Here is a 14,413-nt window from a genome sequence, read left to right on the forward strand (position 1 = left end):
CGTCGATCCTGACAAGGAGTGGTCGTCCCGCCTTGTGGGACGTGACCACGTTCATAGCGGATTCACGGTCAGGGGCTTGAAACATGTTACCGCTGGGTAGCATCATGATGCCTACTGGTGGGTACGGGGCGCCCGAACGCGGCGGTCTCCCGGAAGCGACGAACCGGAGAAAACGGCGATGGGTCACTACAAGTCCAACCTGCGGGACGTGGAGTTCAACCTCTTCGAGGTGTTCGGCCGCGAGCAGGTCTACGGCACCGGACCGTTCGCGGACATGGACGTCGAGACCGCGAAGAACATCCTGAGCGAGATCACGCGCCTTGCCGAGAACGACCTCGCCGCCTCCTACACCGACACCGACCGCAACCCGCCGGTCTTCGACCCGGAGACGAACACCGCGCCGATCCCGGACACGTTCAAGAAGAGCTACCAGGCCTTCATGGACGCCGAGTGGTGGCGCCTGGGCATCCCGGAGTCCATCGGCGGCCAGGTCACCCCGTCCTCGCTGATCTGGGGCTTCGCCGAGCAGATCCTCGGCTCGAACCCGGCCATCTGGATGTACTCCTCCGGCCCGGCCTTCGCCGGCGTCATCGCCGACGAGGGCACCGAGGAGCAGCTGGAGGTCGCCAAGCGGATGACCGACCGCCTCTGGGGCTCCACCATGGTGCTGACCGAGCCGGACGCCGGTTCGGACGTCGGCGCCGGCCGCACCAAGGCGGTCAAGCAGGAGGACGGCTCCTGGCACATCGAGGGCGTGAAGCGCTTCATCACCTCGGGCGAGCACGACATGTCCGAGAACATCATCCACATGGTGCTGGCCCGCCCCGAGGGCGGCAAGCCGGGCACCAAGGGCCTCGGCCTCTTCATCGTGCCGAAGTACGACTTCGACTGGGAGACCGGCGAGCTCGGCGAGCGCAACGGCGTCTACGCGACCAACGTCGAGCACAAGATGGGCCTCAAGGCCTCGAACACCTGCGAGATGACCTTCGGCGCCAAGCACCCGGCCAAGGGCTGGCTGCTGGGCGAGAAGGTCGACGGCATCCGCCAGATGTTCAAGATCATCGAGTTCGCCCGGATGATGGTCGGCACGAAGGCCATCGCCACCCTCTCCACCGGCTACCTGAACGCGCTGGAGTACGCCAAGGAGCGCGTGCAGGGCGCCGACATCTCGCAGTTCCTGGACAAGACCGCCCCGCGCGTCACCATCACGCACCACCCGGACGTGCGCCGCTCGCTGATGACCCAGAAGGCGTACGCCGAGGGCATGCGCGCGCTGGTCCTGCTCACCGCCTCCACCCAGGACGACGTGCTCGCCGCCCGCCTGCGCGGCGAGAGCGACGAGGCCGCCGAGCGCCTGAACGACCTGCTGCTGCCGATCGTCAAGGGCTACGGCTCGGAGAAGTCCTACGAGCAGCTCGCCCAGTCCCTGCAGACCTTCGGTGGCTCCGGCTACCTGCAGGAGTACCCGATCGAGCAGTACATCCGGGACGCCAAGATCGACACCCTCTACGAGGGCACCACCGCGATCCAGGGCCAGGACTTCTTCTTCCGCAAGATCGTCAAGGACGGCGGCCAGGCGCTCACCGCGCTGTCCGAGCAGATCCAGAAGTTCCTCGGCTCGGCCGCGGGCGGCGACGCCCTGGCCGCCGAGCGCGAGCTGCTCGCCAAGGCCGCCGGCGACCTGGAGGCGATCGTCGGCAAGCTGCTGGCGGACCTCTCCTCGGTCGAGCAGGACGTCAAGAACATGTACAAGGTGGGCCTCAACACCACCCGCCTGCTGATGGTCTCCGGCGACGTCGTGGTCGGCTGGCTGCTGCTGCGCCAGGCCGCGGTGGCCCTGGCCAAGCTGGAGGCCGGCGCCTCGGAGAAGGACGTCGCCTTCTACCAGGGCAAGGTCGCGGCGGCCCGCTTCTTCGCCAAGAACATCCTGCCGACCGTCGGCTCGCAGCGTCTGATCGCCGAGGGCGTCGACAACGAGATCATGGACCTGGCGGAGGAGGCGTTCTGACGCCCGCACCCCCGATGACCGCCTGACCCCACCCTCACGCCGAAGGGCCCGGTTCCTCGACCGGGCCCTTCGGTGTGCCCGGGCCCGGCCGCCCCGGCGGGCCGCGGTCCCGGTCACGGGCCCCGGATGACGGTCCGCTACCGGGCGCGGCCGCAGGGTGCGCGGGGCCCGGCGCGGCGTCAGTTCACGTTTCTGTCCGCGTTCTGCATCCGTTGGGGGGATCCGAGTGTCCTGTCCGTGTACGGGCATATGCTCAAGGTGCGAAGCCGACCCCCCATCCGGCTTCAGCCCTCCCTCGACTCAGGAGCAGCATGTCGACCGCCGCCCGTCAGGCTTTCTTCGACCGGACGCACACCGATGATCTGATTGCCTTCCTCGGTACCTCGCCGTCGCCCTACCACGCGGTCGCCAGCGCCGCCGAGCGGCTGGAGAAGGCGGGATTCCGGCAGGTGGCCGAGACGGACGCCTGGGACGCGACGGCCGGGGGCCGCTACGTGATCCGGGGCGGCGCGCTGATCGCCTGGTACGTGCCGCAGGGCGCCGGTCCGCAGACGCCGTTCCGCGTCGTGGGCACCCACACCGACTCCCCGAACCTGCGGGTGAAGCCGGTGCCGGACACCGGGTCGGCGGGCTGGCGACAGGTCGCGGTGGAGATCTACGGCGGCGTGCCGCTGAACACCTGGCTCGACCGGGACCTCGGCCTCTCCGGGCGCCTGGCGCTGCGGGACGGCAGCTCGCGGCTGGTGCAGCTGGACGAGCCGCTGCTGCGCGTGCCGCAGCTGGCGATCCACCTGGACCGCCAGGTCAACGAGGGGATGAAGCTCGACAAGCAGCGCCACCTGACCCCGATCTGGGGCCTCGGCCCGGTCGACGAGGGTTCGCTGATCGACTACGTCGCCCAGCGTTCCGGGGTGGACGCCGCCGAGGTGGCCGGCTGGGACCTCATGACGCACGACGTGCAGCCCGCCAGCTACCTGGGCCGGGACCGCGAGCTGCTGGCCGGCCCGCGCCTGGACAACCTGCTCTCGGTGCACGCGGCCACCGCCGCGCTGGCCGCCGTGGCCGGCGACGACCTGCCGTACATCCCGGTGCTGGCCGCCTTCGACCACGAGGAGACCGGCAGCGAGTCGGACACCGGCGCGCAGAGCCCGCTGCTCGGCAACGTGCTGGAGCGCAGCGTCTACGCGCGCGGCGGCAGCCCGGAGGACCGCGCGCGGGCGCTGGCCGGCACCGTCTGCCTCTCCTCCGACATGGGCCACGCCGTCCACCCGAACTACAGCGAGCGGCACGAGCCGGGGCACCACCCGATGCCCAACGGCGGACCGATCCTGAAGGTCAACGTCAACAACCGGTACGCGACCGACGGTATCGGCCGGGCGGTCTTCGCGGCGGCCTGCGAGAAGGCCGGCGTGCCGTGGCAGACCTTCGTCTCCAACAACGCTATGCCCTGCGGTACGACGATCGGCCCGATCACCGCGGCGCGGCTCGGGATCAGCACGGTGGACTGCGGCATCGCGGCCCTGTCCATGCACTCGGCGCGCGAGCTGTGCGGGGCGGACGACCCGTTCCTGCTGGCGTCCGCGATCAAGGCCTTCCTGGAGGGCTGAGCACGCCCCGGGGGTCCACGAGCCCCCGACGCCGAAGGGCCCGGCCACCCGGCCGGGCCCTTCGGCGTTCCCGGGCGTCGCCCGGAACGCGGCTACTCCATCCCGGCGAGCACCAGGGGCAGCCGGCGCGTGCCGTCCGCCGTCAGCTTCACCGGCACGCCCCAGTCCTGCTGGTGGACGTGGCAGGACGGGAACTCGATCTCCGGGTCGTCGTCGCAGGAGGCGGCCATCGCCGAGACGTGCAGCACGCCCTCGGCCACCTGGTCGGAGAGCACCAGCTCGCGGGAGAGCGCGGAGTCCGCGCCCGCGCCGGACACCAGCAGCTCCGGCGGGGTGGAGCTGACCAGCAGCCGGGTGGACGGGCCGTAGCGCTCGTCCAGCTTCTGGCCGGTGGGCGCCGAGAAGACCACGTCCAGCTGGAACGCGCCGGCGGCGACCTCGGTGGCGGCCCGCTGGGTGCGGTGCGCCACCGACTCGACCCGGACGGCCTCCTCGGGCAGCCGCAGCCGGGTGAGCCGGTGCCGGGCGGACTCGATCACCACGATGTCGTCGTCGACCAGCACCGCGCCGGAGGGCTCGCGCAGGTCGGTGGCGAGCGTGGTCACCTCGCCACTGGCCGGGTCGAAGCGGCGCAGTGCGTGGTTGTAGGTGTCGCTGACGGCGACCGAGCCGTCGGGCAGCACGGTGACGCCCAGCGGGTGCTGGAGCAGCGCCTGCCCCGCCTCGCCGTCGCGGTGCCCGAAGTCGAAGAGGCCGGTGCCGACGGCGGTCTCGACCGCCTTCGTTTCACGTGAAACCGAACGCAGCGCCGAGGTCTCCGAGTCGGCCACCCAGAGCCGCTCGCCGTCCGCCGAGACCGCCAGGCCGGACGGCTGGGCGAACCAGGCCTCGGCGGCGGGGCCGTCGACCAGGCCCTCGTTGGTGGTGCCGGCCGCGACCCGGACGGTGCCGGCCGCCGGGTCGTACGCCCAGAGCTGGTGGACGCCGGCCATGGCGATCCAGACCTCGCCGTCGAACCAGGCGACGTCCCACGGCGAGGAGAGGTCGACCTCGCGGGCCGGGCCCTCGGTGGCCGAGCCCTGCCACCACTGCCGGCCGGTGCCGGCCAGGGTGTCGACGCTGCCGTCGGCCAGCCGGACGCCGCGCAGCGCGTGGTTCACGGTGTCGGCCACGATCACGTCGTAGGCCGAGCCCTCGGGGAGCAGGGCGAGGCCCTGCGGCTCGCTGAACCGGGGGGAGGTGCCGTCGACCAGGCCGCGCACGCCGTCCCCGATCCGGCGGACGACGCTCTCGCCGTCCTCGGCCAGCTCGACCAGCGAGTGGTGCCCGGAGTCGGCGACCAGGAAGTGGCCGTTCGGCAGCCGGACGGCCTTGCCGGGGAACTTGAGGTCCCCCGCGGTGGGCTCCGGCGCCACGTACAGACCGTCGCCGCGGCGCAGCGTGCCCTTGGCGGCGTGCTCCGCCTCCAGCTCCTCCACCAGCCGGGCGATGGCGTGCGCGTGCCCCTCACCGGCGTGCTGGGCGACCACGTACCCCTCGGGGTCGATCACCACCAGCGTCGGCCAGGCGCGCACCGCGTACTGCTTCCAGGTGGCGAGCGCCGGGTCGTCCAGCACCGGGTGGTGCACCTCGTACCGGGCGACGGCGTCGACCACGGCCTGGTGGTCGGCCTCGTGTACGAACTTGGGCGAGTGCACGCCGACGATCACCACGGTGTCGCGGTGCTTCTCCTCCAACTCACGGAGCTCGTCCAGGACGTGCAGACAGTTGATGCAGCAGAAGGTCCAGAAGTCCAGGACGGTGATCTTGCCCCGGAAGTCGGCGAGGGTGAGGTCCTTGCCGCCGGTGTTCAGCCAACCGCCTGCCCCGACCAGCTCGGGGGCGCGTACACGTGCACGAGATGCCATACCCCCATCAAACCGCACGTGGGGTGCTCCTCATTCCTGCGGTCGGCGGGGGAGCGCGCCCGGGGGCCGGGGGCTTCCGGCGGGTGGTCACTCCGGGCGGGGGCTGCCGGCGAGGGCGGGGGTGGCCGGGGGGGCGACGGTGGTGTCGGGGGCGACGGCCGGGGCGGGCACGGTGGGGCGGGCCCGTCGGGAGACGGTGTCGCACCAGGTGATCAGACGGCGGCCGGCCTCGATCATCGGTGTCTCCAGGCGGCGGTGCAGCAGGTCGGCGGCGGCCAGCGCGACCAGGCAGACGGCGGCGGCGAAGGTCGGGGTGCCGCCGGGCAGCCACGGGGCCAGGGCGGCGGTGAGGCTGACGGCCGAGGCCTGGAGCAGGTAGAGGCCGTAGGAGCGCTCGCCGACGAAGACCAGCGGGCGCAGCGAGAGCAGCAGGCGGCCCGGGCCGGGGCCGAGCAGGGTGGGCAGCAGGAGGGCGACGCCGAGGCCGAAGAGGAAGATGGTGGGCTGCTCGCTGCCGAAGTGGTCGGTCAGGTCCGGCAGGTGGGCGTGCAGGACGAGGAAGCCGGCCCCGGCCACCGCGCCGACCACCGGGTGGGTCAGCGGGCTGAGCAGGGCGAAGCCGCGGCGGCTGTGCAGCACGACGGCGAGCAGCGCGCCGATCAGCAGCACCGAGTAGTGCAGGCCCATGCCCTTCCAGGTCTCGTTGTACGGCACCAGGACGAGGGCGATCGCGGCCACGGCGAGCGGGATGCGGAGCCGGTCGGAGATCAGGCCGACCAGGATCAGCGCGAGCGGCCAGACCAGGTAGAACTTCTGCTCGATGCCGATGGTCCAGGTGTGCAGGTACGGGGTGTCGCCGGCGAGGTGGTACTCGTTCATGAAGCCGAGGTAGTTCGGCAGGTGGTCCATCAGCACCGCCCAGCCGTGGCCGGAGCGGTAGACGGCGACCATGGTGATCAGCAGGCCCAGGTAGTACAGCGGCACGATCCGGAACACCCGCCGGATGTAGAAGTTCCGCAGCGATATGCGCCCGGTCCGGTCCCGTTCCCGGAGCATCAGGGTGGTGATGAGGAAGCCGGAGAGGACGAAGAAGGCGTGCACCCCGATCCAGCCGGAGAGGAACCGGGACTGCGGGCCGCCGTAGTGGAAGAAGACCACGATCACGGCGGCGACGGCGCGCAGCCCGTCCAGCGCGTCGAACCGCCGCATCGCGAGGAATTCGGCATGGGTCAGTCGGCGCATGGGAAGTCTCCGGGCGGGCGGGGCGTCGTCGCCGGGGCACCCGTGCGGGCACCCGCGGTCAGGGCAGCGACATCATGGCCGACCGTGGCCGTTCTTGACCATCCGGTGGTGGAGTGTGACGGTTCCGTGTGCCCGGAGTCGGCTCGGGACCGGACCGCGCTCGGGAGTGGATCCGCTCAGGACCGGGCCGCGCTCAGGACCGGGCCGCGCTCAGGACAGCGGCGCCGAGCGCCAGCGGACCTCGCCGTCCTGCCGCTCGTCGGTGGGGCGCAGGCCGAGCGCCCGGGCGACGGCGGCGGAGGCCCGGTGGTCGGGGTGGACGTGGGCGAGGACGGTGGTGACGCCGGACGCCCGGAGGTGGTCGAGCAGGGCGCGCGCCGCCTCGGTGGCGAGGCCGCGCCCCTGCCAGGGGGTGCCCAGGACCCAGGCGATCTCGGCGGCCTCCGGGCCGATGGTGGCCTGGACGTAGCCGGTCAGCCGGCCGTCGGCGCGCAGCCGGAGCACCCAGTTGCCCCAGGCCTCGGCGGGATCGGGAGAGCCTGCCGCGAGCCGGGCGTAGCGGGCCCGCAGGGCGTCGGCGGTGGCCGGTCCGCCGCCGGTGAAGGTGTAGAGGTCCGGGTCGGCGAGGGCGGCGGCCATCCCCTCGGCGTGCTCGGGGCCGATCGGCAGCAGGTCCAGGCGCTCGGTACGCAGGACGGCGGCGGTGACGTCGGCGGCGGCGGTGTCGTCGGTGACGGCGGTGTCGTCGTCGACGGCTGCGGCAGCGGTGACGTCGGACGGATCGGATTGGTCCACGGGCCCATTCAACTCCGCCGTGTGGCGGTGCTTCGCACGGGGAGGCCGATCGGGTCGAATGGATCGCACGTCCACGCGGAGGAGGCGGTATGCGGTACCTGGTCAGGGAGAAGCTGTTCGCGATCGGTGACGACTACTGGATCGAGGACGATCAGGGGCACAAGGCGTTCCTGGTGGACGGCAAGGTGCTGCGGCTGCGCGACACCTTCGAGCTGAAGGACGCCGACGGCCGGGTGGTCGCGGTGGTGAAGGAGAAGGCGTTCACCGTCCGGGACGCGATGAGGATCGAGGACGCCGACGGCGAGGTGGTGGCGACCGTCCGGGAGAAGCTGTTCACGCCGTTCCGCGACAAGTACCTGGTGGAGCTGGCCGGTGGCGGCGAGCTGAAGGTCCACGGGGACCTGATCGACAAGGACTACCGGATCGAGGACGAGCACGGCGACGAGCTCGCCCGGATCTCCCGCAAGTGGTTCCGGATCCGTGACACCTACGGCGTGGAGGTGGCCGACGGCGCGGACGTCGGGCTGCTGCTGGCCGTCGCCGCCTGCGTGGACCACCTGACGGCGCAGGACTGACCCGGGTGGTCCGCGGCGGGTGCGGGACCGGCCGGTCCCGCACCCGCACCCGCACCCGCACACGGGCCGGTCAGACGATGACGTGCGGCAGGAAGCGGGCGCCCTGGTGGGTGATCGGGCTGTCGTCCGTCTCGCGGATGCCGAGGCCCGCCGCCTCGCCGTCGATCACCCAGGTGCCGAGCACCGGGCGGTTGCCGTCGAAGTCGGGCAGCGGGTGGTACTGCTGGTAGCAGTGGCCCTCGGCGCCGTAGCGGTCCGGGTCGCCGGCCCAGTCGGCGAGCCGGGTCTCGGCGCCGTCCGGCCCGACGATCCGGATGCCGGCGCCCTCCCGGCCGAGCAGCGGCTTGGCCGCGTACCCGGGGCCGCCCGGGTCGGCGAGTTCACGCGGGCCGTCCAGGTAGGCGGGCAGCAGGTTGGGGTGGCCCGGGTAGAGCTCCCAGAGCACCGCCAGCAGCGCCTTGTTGGAGAGCAGCATCTTCCAGGCCGGCTCGATCCAGAGGGTGGAGCCGGTGCCGCCGCCGTGGTCGATGACGTCCAGCAGCTGCTCGCCGAACTCGTCCTCGGCCAGCCACTCCCACGGGTAGAGCTTGAACGCCGAGCGGATGAAGCGGTGTTCGAGGTCGACGAACCGGCCGGAGAGGCCGTCCCAGCCGATGTCCTCCATCGCGATGCCGACCGTCTCGATGCCGGCCTGTTCGGCGCACTCCTGGAGGTAGAGGGTGGTCATCCAGTCCTCGCCCTCGGTGTCGCCGCGCGAGTGGGCGAAGTGGACCGGGCCGGACGGCAGCAGGTGCTTCTGCCGGGCCCAGGACGCGACCAGCCGCTCGTGCAGCGAGTTCCACTGGTCGGCGGCGGGGAAGCGCTCCTCCATCCAGAACCACTGCGGGCCGGCCGCCTCGATCAGCGAGGTCGGGGTGTCGGCGTTGTACTCGAACAGCTTGGCCGGTCCGGTGCCGTCGTACGCGAGGTCGAAGCGCCCGTAGAGGGCCGGCTGTTCGGCGCGCCGCCGCCAGGACTCGGCGACGGTCGCGGCGAGGCGGGGGTCGGAGATCCCGTAGTCCGCGAACCGGCCGGTGCGGACCACGTGGTCGGCGGCCGCCAGGCACATCACGTGCAGTTCCTCGACCACCTCCTCCAGCGCCTCCACCTCGGGCAGCGAGAACTCGTAGTACCCGCTCTCGTCCCAGTAGGCGTGCGGGCCGCCCTGGTTGCAGGGGTCGGAGCACATGGCGTAGATCAGGCCCTGGCCCTCGACGGTGGCCAGCCAGTCCGGGCGCGGGGCGATGGTTCTGCGGCGCACCGCGGTCAGCCCCCGCCCGAGCCGCTGGAGCCGGCGGGGCAGCCGAACCCGCCGCGCTTGGTGGCGGCCTTGTCGAAGGTGCCGCCGAGCGCGGTGGTGCCGCCGGAGCCGCAGTAGTACCAGCGGCCGGCGGCGGCGGTGGTGCCGCCCGCGCACGCGTGGCTGTCGAGCACCTTGAGCGTCGTCGGGTCGACGCAGCGGCTCGGCGGGGTGCCGCCGCTGGAGGAGCAGCCGGAGAGCGCCAGGGCGAGGGTGCCGACCATGCCGAGGGTGACGAAGCCCGAGCGGCGCCGGGCGTCCGGCCCCGGGCTGCCGGTGCCGGTGGCTGTGGTGGGGGACTGGGACGGCGTCATGGCGCCCGATGGTACGCGTGGGCCGGGATGGTACGGGAGGGGCCCCGGATTCCTGTTCCGGCCACGCCCGATGGGATATGTTTTGCCGATCCTTGACGGTCGGACCGGGCCGAGCCGGACCGGGCGGCCTCCAGTGAGCGGACACGGGGGACGAACACCCATGAACGACATCCTGCACGGCCTCGGTGCGGCGGCCGCCTTCGGCGCCGTCGGTGTGGTGCTGCTGCTCCTCGGCGTCGGCCTGGTCGACGTCCTGACGCCCGGCAAGCTGGGCCACCAGATCTGGGTGGAGCGCAACCGCAACGCCGCCGCGGTGCTCAGCTCCGCGCTGCTCGGCATCGGCGGCATCGTCTTCACGGCGATCATGTACACCTACGAGGACTTCGGCAAGGGCCTCGTCTCCACGGCCTGCTTCGGCCTGCTGGGCCTGGTGCTGATGGCCGTCGCGTTCTGGGCGGTGGACGTCCTGACGCCCGGCAAGCTCGGCGCGATCCTGGTCGACCCCGAGCCGCACCCGGCGGTCTGGGTCACCGCCAGCTGCAACATCGCGGTGGCGGCGATCGTGGCGGCCGCGATCGCCTGAGCCGCCGTCGGAGGCCCGGGCGCCCGCCCCCGGGGCGCCCGCTCCCGGCGGGTACGGGCCCGCGTCGTACGGGCCCGCGCCGTCCGGACCCTACGCGGCTCCCCCGCCGGGGTGCGGGGCCCCGCCGAGGACGTGCTCGCGGCCCCAGGCCCCCAGCGGTGCCAGCGCGGCGTTGAGCCGCGCCCCGACCGGCGTCAGCGAGTACTCGACGCGCGGCGGCACCTCGTCGTACGCCTCGCGGCGCACGATGCCGTCGGCCTCCAGCTCGCGCAGATGGGCGGCGAGCACCTTCTCGGTGATCCCCGGCACCAGGCGGCGCAGCTCGCCGAAGCGGCGGTTCGGCCGCTCGTCCAGCGCCCAGAGGATCAGTACCTTCCACTTGCCGCCGATCACGTCCATCGCCGCGTCGATCCCGCAGACGTACCCGCCCGGCCTTGGCACCGTCGCCATGCCCACCCCTTCCGACCTGCTCGCTCACCCCAGGGTAACCACCCACTTCGAGGTGCGTACTTGTCCGCCGGCGGCCCGGGCGACGAGCCTGATCGGCATGGCAGAGAACAGCGTTGACCCCGTTTCGAAGTCCACCCCCGCTCCCTCCCTCACCCTGCTCGGCCTCGGCGCGATGGGCACCGCGCTGGCCCGGACCTGGCTCGCCGCCGGGCATCCGCTGACCGTCTGGAACCGCACCGCCGCGCGGGCCGAACCGCTCGCCGCCCTGGGCGCCACCGTCGCCGCCACCCCCGCCGAGGCGGTCGCGGCCAACCGCCTGGTGGTCGTCTGCCTGCTCGACGACGCCTCCGTGGAGGCTGCGCTGGACGGCGTCGACCTGGCCGGCCGGGACGTGGTCGACCTCGTCACCGGCACCCCCGGCCTGGCCCGCGCCCGCGCCGCGTGGGTCGAGCAGCGCGGCGGCCGCTACCTGGACGGCGGGATCATGGCCGTCCCGCCGATGATCGGCGTTCCGGAGGCCGGTCCGTACGTCTTCTACAGCGGCTCGCAGGCGCTGTTCGAGGAGCACCGCGAGACCCTGTCCGTCCCGGCCGGCACCCGCTTCGTCGGGGCGGACGCCGGGTTCGCCGCCCTGTACGACGTGGCGCTGCTGAGTGCCATGTACGGCATGTTCGCCGGGGTGGCGCACGCCTTCGCGCTGATCGGCGGGGAGGCGGTGGCCCCGAGCGACCTCGCGCCGCTGCTGACCTCCTGGCTCCGGGCGATGGCCGGCTCGGTGGCGCGGACCGCCCTGCAACTGGAGGGCGGTGACTACACCGTGGGCGTGGTCTCCAACCTCGCGATGCAGGTCGCCGGCACGCCCACCTTCCTGCGCACCGCCGAGGAGCAGGGAGTCAGCGCCGAGCTGCTCGCCCCGTACTTCGCGCTGATGGCCCGCCGGCTCGCGGAGGGCTCCGGGGCGGAGGACCTGACCGGCGTGGTCGACCTGCTGCGACGGTAGGCGGAGCGGGCGGGCGGGCCGGCGCTCGCCGCCTCAGCCCGCCGCGCGGTCGGTCGCGGGGCGCCGGCGCAGCGCCGCGTCGGTGAGGGCGGGCGGCTGCCAGACGCCGTCTGGGTGGTAGACGTTCGTGCCGGGCGCCACGATGGCGTCGATCCGGTCGAGGGCGGCGTCGTCCAGGGTGAGGTCGGCGCCCTTCAGGGCGGCCGCCAGCTGCTCCCCGGTGCGCGGGCCGATGATCACCGAGGTGACGGCCGGGTGCGCCAGCGGGAAGGCGAGGGCCAGTTCGGGCAGGGTGCGGCCGAGGTCCTCGGCGAGCGCGGTCAGCTCCTCGACGGCGTCCAGCTTGGCCACGTTGACCGGCAGCGCGGGGTCGAAGCGGCCGGGGTGGAGGGCGGCCCGGCCGGTGCCGAGGTCGATCGGGCGGCCCTTGCGGTAGCGGCCGGTGAGGAAGCCGGAGGCGAGCGGGCTCCAGGTCAGCGCGCCCATGCCGAGCCGCTGGACGGTCGGCAGCACGTCCCGCTCGATGCCCCGGGCGAGCAGCGAGTACGGCGGCTGCTCGGTGCGGAAGCGGGGCAGGCCGCGCCGCTCGGCGACGTGGTACGCCTCGACGATCTCCGCGGCGGGGAAGGTCGAGCAGCCGAAGGCGCGGATCTTGCCGGCCGTGACGAGGTCGCCGAGTGCGGAGAGGGTCTCCTCGATGTCGGTGGTGTGGTCGGGCCGGTGGACCTGGTAGAGGTCGATCCGGTCGGTGCGCAGCCGGCGCAGGCTCTCCTCCACCTCGTGGATGATCCAGCGCCGTGAGTTGCCGCCCCGGTTGCGGCCCTCGCCCATCGGGAAGTGCACCTTGGTGGCGAGGACGACGTCGTCGCGGTTGCCGCGGCTCTGCAGCGCCTTGCCGACGATCTCCTCGGACTCGCCCGCCGAGTACATGTCGGCGGTGTCGACGAAGTTGATGCCCTGGTCGAGGGCGGTGTGGATGATGCGGACGCAGTCGTCGTGGTCGGGGTTGCCGACCGCTCCGAACATCATGGTGCCGAGGCAGTAGGCGCTGACCTCGATGCCGGTGCCGCCGAGGATGCGGTAGCGCATGGTGCTGGTCCCCCTGCTGTGGTGGGTGGCCGTCCCCGGCCGGGAGCCGGGTCGCTCGCCCCTGACGGTAGATCTTGGAGTGCACTCCAGGGCAAGGGGCGGCGGCGTCCCGTCGGTGCCCGGCTCCGGCGTGACCCCGGTGGTCGCCGCGCGGTCGTCCGGTGTCGCACCGGGGGGCCGGCCGGGGCGCGGTTTGCGGAACCGGCAACAAAGCTTGCCGATGACGCGGGGCTCGTCGCAGGCTGGCGGTGCCGGCGACCGCACCGATCCGGGCCGCCGCCGGCGTCCGCCGCCGGGGTCCGCCGCCGGGCTCGCCGGGCCTGCCGCCGCGCGGTGGAGCCGCCGGTCCGGATGCCTATGCCGATGCCGACGCCGAAGCCGCCACCGACCTGAACGGAGCACCCCATGCACCGCCCGCACCACCACGACGCCCCCGCTACCGCCTCCGCTCCCGCTCCCGCTCCCGCTCCCGCTCCCGCTCCCGCTCCCGCGTCGGCGAACGCCGACGCGCACGGCCATGGCCACAGCCACGATCACGGCCACCACGGTTCCGGGTCCGACCCGGACTGGGCGGCGCTCGTCACCTACCTGGAGCGCGAAGGCGAGCTGAACACCCCCGCGTTCGTCGGGGCCGCCGGGTGGCTGGGCGAGCTGATGGACGGCGTCCCCGTGGGGCGGGTGCTCGACATCGGCAGCGGTCCGGGGGTCGTCGCGACCGTGCTCGCCGATGCCTTCCCGGCCGCCGAGGTGGTCGCCGTCGACCAGTCCGCCGCCCTGCTGGAGCGCGCGGTGGCCCGTTCGTCCGGCCGTGTCACCGCCCGGCAGGCCGAGCTGCCCGCCGAGTTCGGCGGGCTGGGCACGGCCGATCTGCTCTGGTCCTCCCAGGCGATCCACCATCTCGGCGACCAGCAGGCGGCGTTGACCGAGCTGGCCGGCTCGCTGCGTCCGGGCGGTCTGCTCGCCGTCGCCGAGCGCGGCCTGCCGCTGCGCTTCCTGCCGCGTGACCTCGGCCTCGGCCGCCCCGGCCTGCAGGCCCGGCTGGACGCGACCCATGAGGACGTCTTCGCCGCGATGCGCGCCCAACTCCCGGGCTCCGTGGCGGAGGTGGAGGACTGGCCGGGCATGCTGTCCCGCGCGGGCCTCACCCCGGCCGGCTCGCGCACCTTCCTGGTGGAGTGGCCGGCCCCGCTCGCCGCCCCGGGGCGCGAGCACCTGTACACCCATCTGGAGCGCCGCCGCGCCCAGTTGGACGCGGGCCTGGACGCGGAGGACCTGGCCACTCTGGACGCCCTGCTCGACCGCGAGGCGCCGACCGGCATCCTGAACCGCCCCGACGCCTTCTACCTCACCGCCACCACCGTCCACACCGCCCGGGCGACCGGCACGGCCTGACGGGGACCGCCCGGCGGGCGCGCGGGCGGCGCGCCCCCCGGCGGGGAGAGGCCGGAGGCCAGCGTCAGGGTGACGGCCCCGGCGATGTTAGCGGCGGAGGACAGCAGCGTGG

The 14,413-nt window shown here is 73.3% G+C and carries 13 protein-coding genes; 6 read left to right on the forward strand and 7 right to left on the reverse strand.

Features of this window, described 5'->3' with window-relative positions; translation table 11 throughout:
* Positions 1-178 precede the first annotated feature (178 nt).
* A complete protein-coding gene (locus ACFWA9_RS22355; RefSeq protein ID WP_352291225.1) occupies positions 179-2,008 on the forward strand; it encodes an acyl-CoA dehydrogenase in 1,830 nt (609 codons plus the stop codon).
* Between the two features lie 311 nt (positions 2,009-2,319).
* Positions 2,320-3,615 carry a M18 family aminopeptidase gene (locus tag ACFWA9_RS22360; RefSeq protein ID WP_380389193.1) on the forward strand — a complete coding sequence of 432 codons (1,296 nt, stop codon included), beginning with the start codon at positions 2,320-2,322 and terminating at the stop codon, positions 3,613-3,615.
* 92 nt (positions 3,616-3,707) lie between these two features.
* Here ACFWA9_RS22360 and ACFWA9_RS22365 read toward each other — a convergent pair whose 3' ends face one another.
* The 3 genes from ACFWA9_RS22365 to ACFWA9_RS22375 form a co-directional block, all read right to left on the reverse strand.
* Positions 3,708-5,522, reverse strand: a complete 1,815-nt coding sequence (locus tag ACFWA9_RS22365; RefSeq protein ID WP_380389195.1) for an NHL domain-containing thioredoxin family protein — start codon at positions 5,520-5,522, stop codon at positions 3,708-3,710.
* Positions 5,523-5,609: 87 nt separating this feature from the next.
* Positions 5,610-6,764 (reverse strand): acyltransferase family protein, encoded by a 1,155-nt coding sequence (locus tag ACFWA9_RS22370; protein WP_380389197.1) that lies wholly within the window; start codon positions 6,762-6,764, stop codon positions 5,610-5,612.
* A 210-nt stretch (positions 6,765-6,974) separates the two neighbouring features.
* Entirely contained in the window at positions 6,975-7,457 is a 483-nt protein-coding gene (locus ACFWA9_RS22375; protein ID WP_380389209.1) for a GNAT family N-acetyltransferase, read from the reverse strand.
* A 191-nt stretch (positions 7,458-7,648) separates the two neighbouring features.
* Here ACFWA9_RS22375 and ACFWA9_RS22380 point away from each other — a divergent pair, with 191 nt between their 5' ends.
* Positions 7,649-8,134, forward strand: coding sequence for an LURP-one-related family protein (locus tag ACFWA9_RS22380; protein WP_329488990.1), 486 nt, complete (start codon positions 7,649-7,651; stop codon positions 8,132-8,134).
* 70 nt (positions 8,135-8,204) lie between these two features.
* Here the strand turns inward: ACFWA9_RS22380 and ACFWA9_RS22385 are convergent, their stop codons facing one another.
* Both ACFWA9_RS22385 and ACFWA9_RS22390 read right to left on the reverse strand, forming a co-directional pair.
* Complete coding sequence (locus ACFWA9_RS22385; protein ID WP_380389199.1) at positions 8,205-9,434, reverse strand: glutathionylspermidine synthase family protein; 1,230 nt, start codon at positions 9,432-9,434, stop codon at positions 8,205-8,207.
* 5 nt (positions 9,435-9,439) lie between these two features.
* Complete coding sequence (locus ACFWA9_RS22390) at positions 9,440-9,787, reverse strand: hypothetical protein (RefSeq protein WP_380389201.1); 348 nt, start codon at positions 9,785-9,787, stop codon at positions 9,440-9,442.
* Between the two features lie 160 nt (positions 9,788-9,947).
* Here ACFWA9_RS22390 and ACFWA9_RS22395 point away from each other — a divergent pair, with 160 nt between their 5' ends.
* Complete coding sequence (locus ACFWA9_RS22395) at positions 9,948-10,370, forward strand: DUF350 domain-containing protein (protein ID WP_329488993.1); 423 nt, start codon at positions 9,948-9,950, stop codon at positions 10,368-10,370.
* 90 nt (positions 10,371-10,460) lie between these two features.
* Here the strand turns inward: ACFWA9_RS22395 and ACFWA9_RS22400 are convergent, their stop codons facing one another.
* Positions 10,461-10,820 (reverse strand): helix-turn-helix domain-containing protein, encoded by a 360-nt coding sequence (locus tag ACFWA9_RS22400; RefSeq protein ID WP_329488994.1) that lies wholly within the window; start codon positions 10,818-10,820, stop codon positions 10,461-10,463.
* Between the two features lie 97 nt (positions 10,821-10,917).
* Here ACFWA9_RS22400 and ACFWA9_RS22405 point away from each other — a divergent pair, with 97 nt between their 5' ends.
* On the forward strand, positions 10,918-11,820 hold the full coding sequence (locus ACFWA9_RS22405) for an NAD(P)-binding domain-containing protein (protein ID WP_352291218.1): 903 nt from the start codon (positions 10,918-10,920) through the stop codon (positions 11,818-11,820).
* A gap of 33 nt (positions 11,821-11,853) precedes the next feature.
* Here ACFWA9_RS22405 and ACFWA9_RS22410 read toward each other — a convergent pair whose 3' ends face one another.
* The gene (locus tag ACFWA9_RS22410; protein WP_380389203.1) at positions 11,854-12,909 is read right to left on the reverse strand and encodes an aldo/keto reductase; all 1,056 of its coding nucleotides are present in this window, start codon (positions 12,907-12,909) and stop codon (positions 11,854-11,856) included.
* A 405-nt stretch (positions 12,910-13,314) separates the two neighbouring features.
* Here ACFWA9_RS22410 and ACFWA9_RS22415 point away from each other — a divergent pair, with 405 nt between their 5' ends.
* Positions 13,315-14,301 carry a class I SAM-dependent methyltransferase gene (locus ACFWA9_RS22415; RefSeq protein ID WP_380389205.1) on the forward strand — a complete coding sequence of 329 codons (987 nt, stop codon included), beginning with the start codon at positions 13,315-13,317 and terminating at the stop codon, positions 14,299-14,301.
* Positions 14,302-14,413 lie beyond the last annotated feature (112 nt).

Source organism: Kitasatospora sp. NPDC059973, from assembly GCF_042737525.1.
In the GTDB taxonomy this organism is placed as follows: domain Bacteria; phylum Actinomycetota; class Actinomycetes; order Streptomycetales; family Streptomycetaceae; genus Kitasatospora.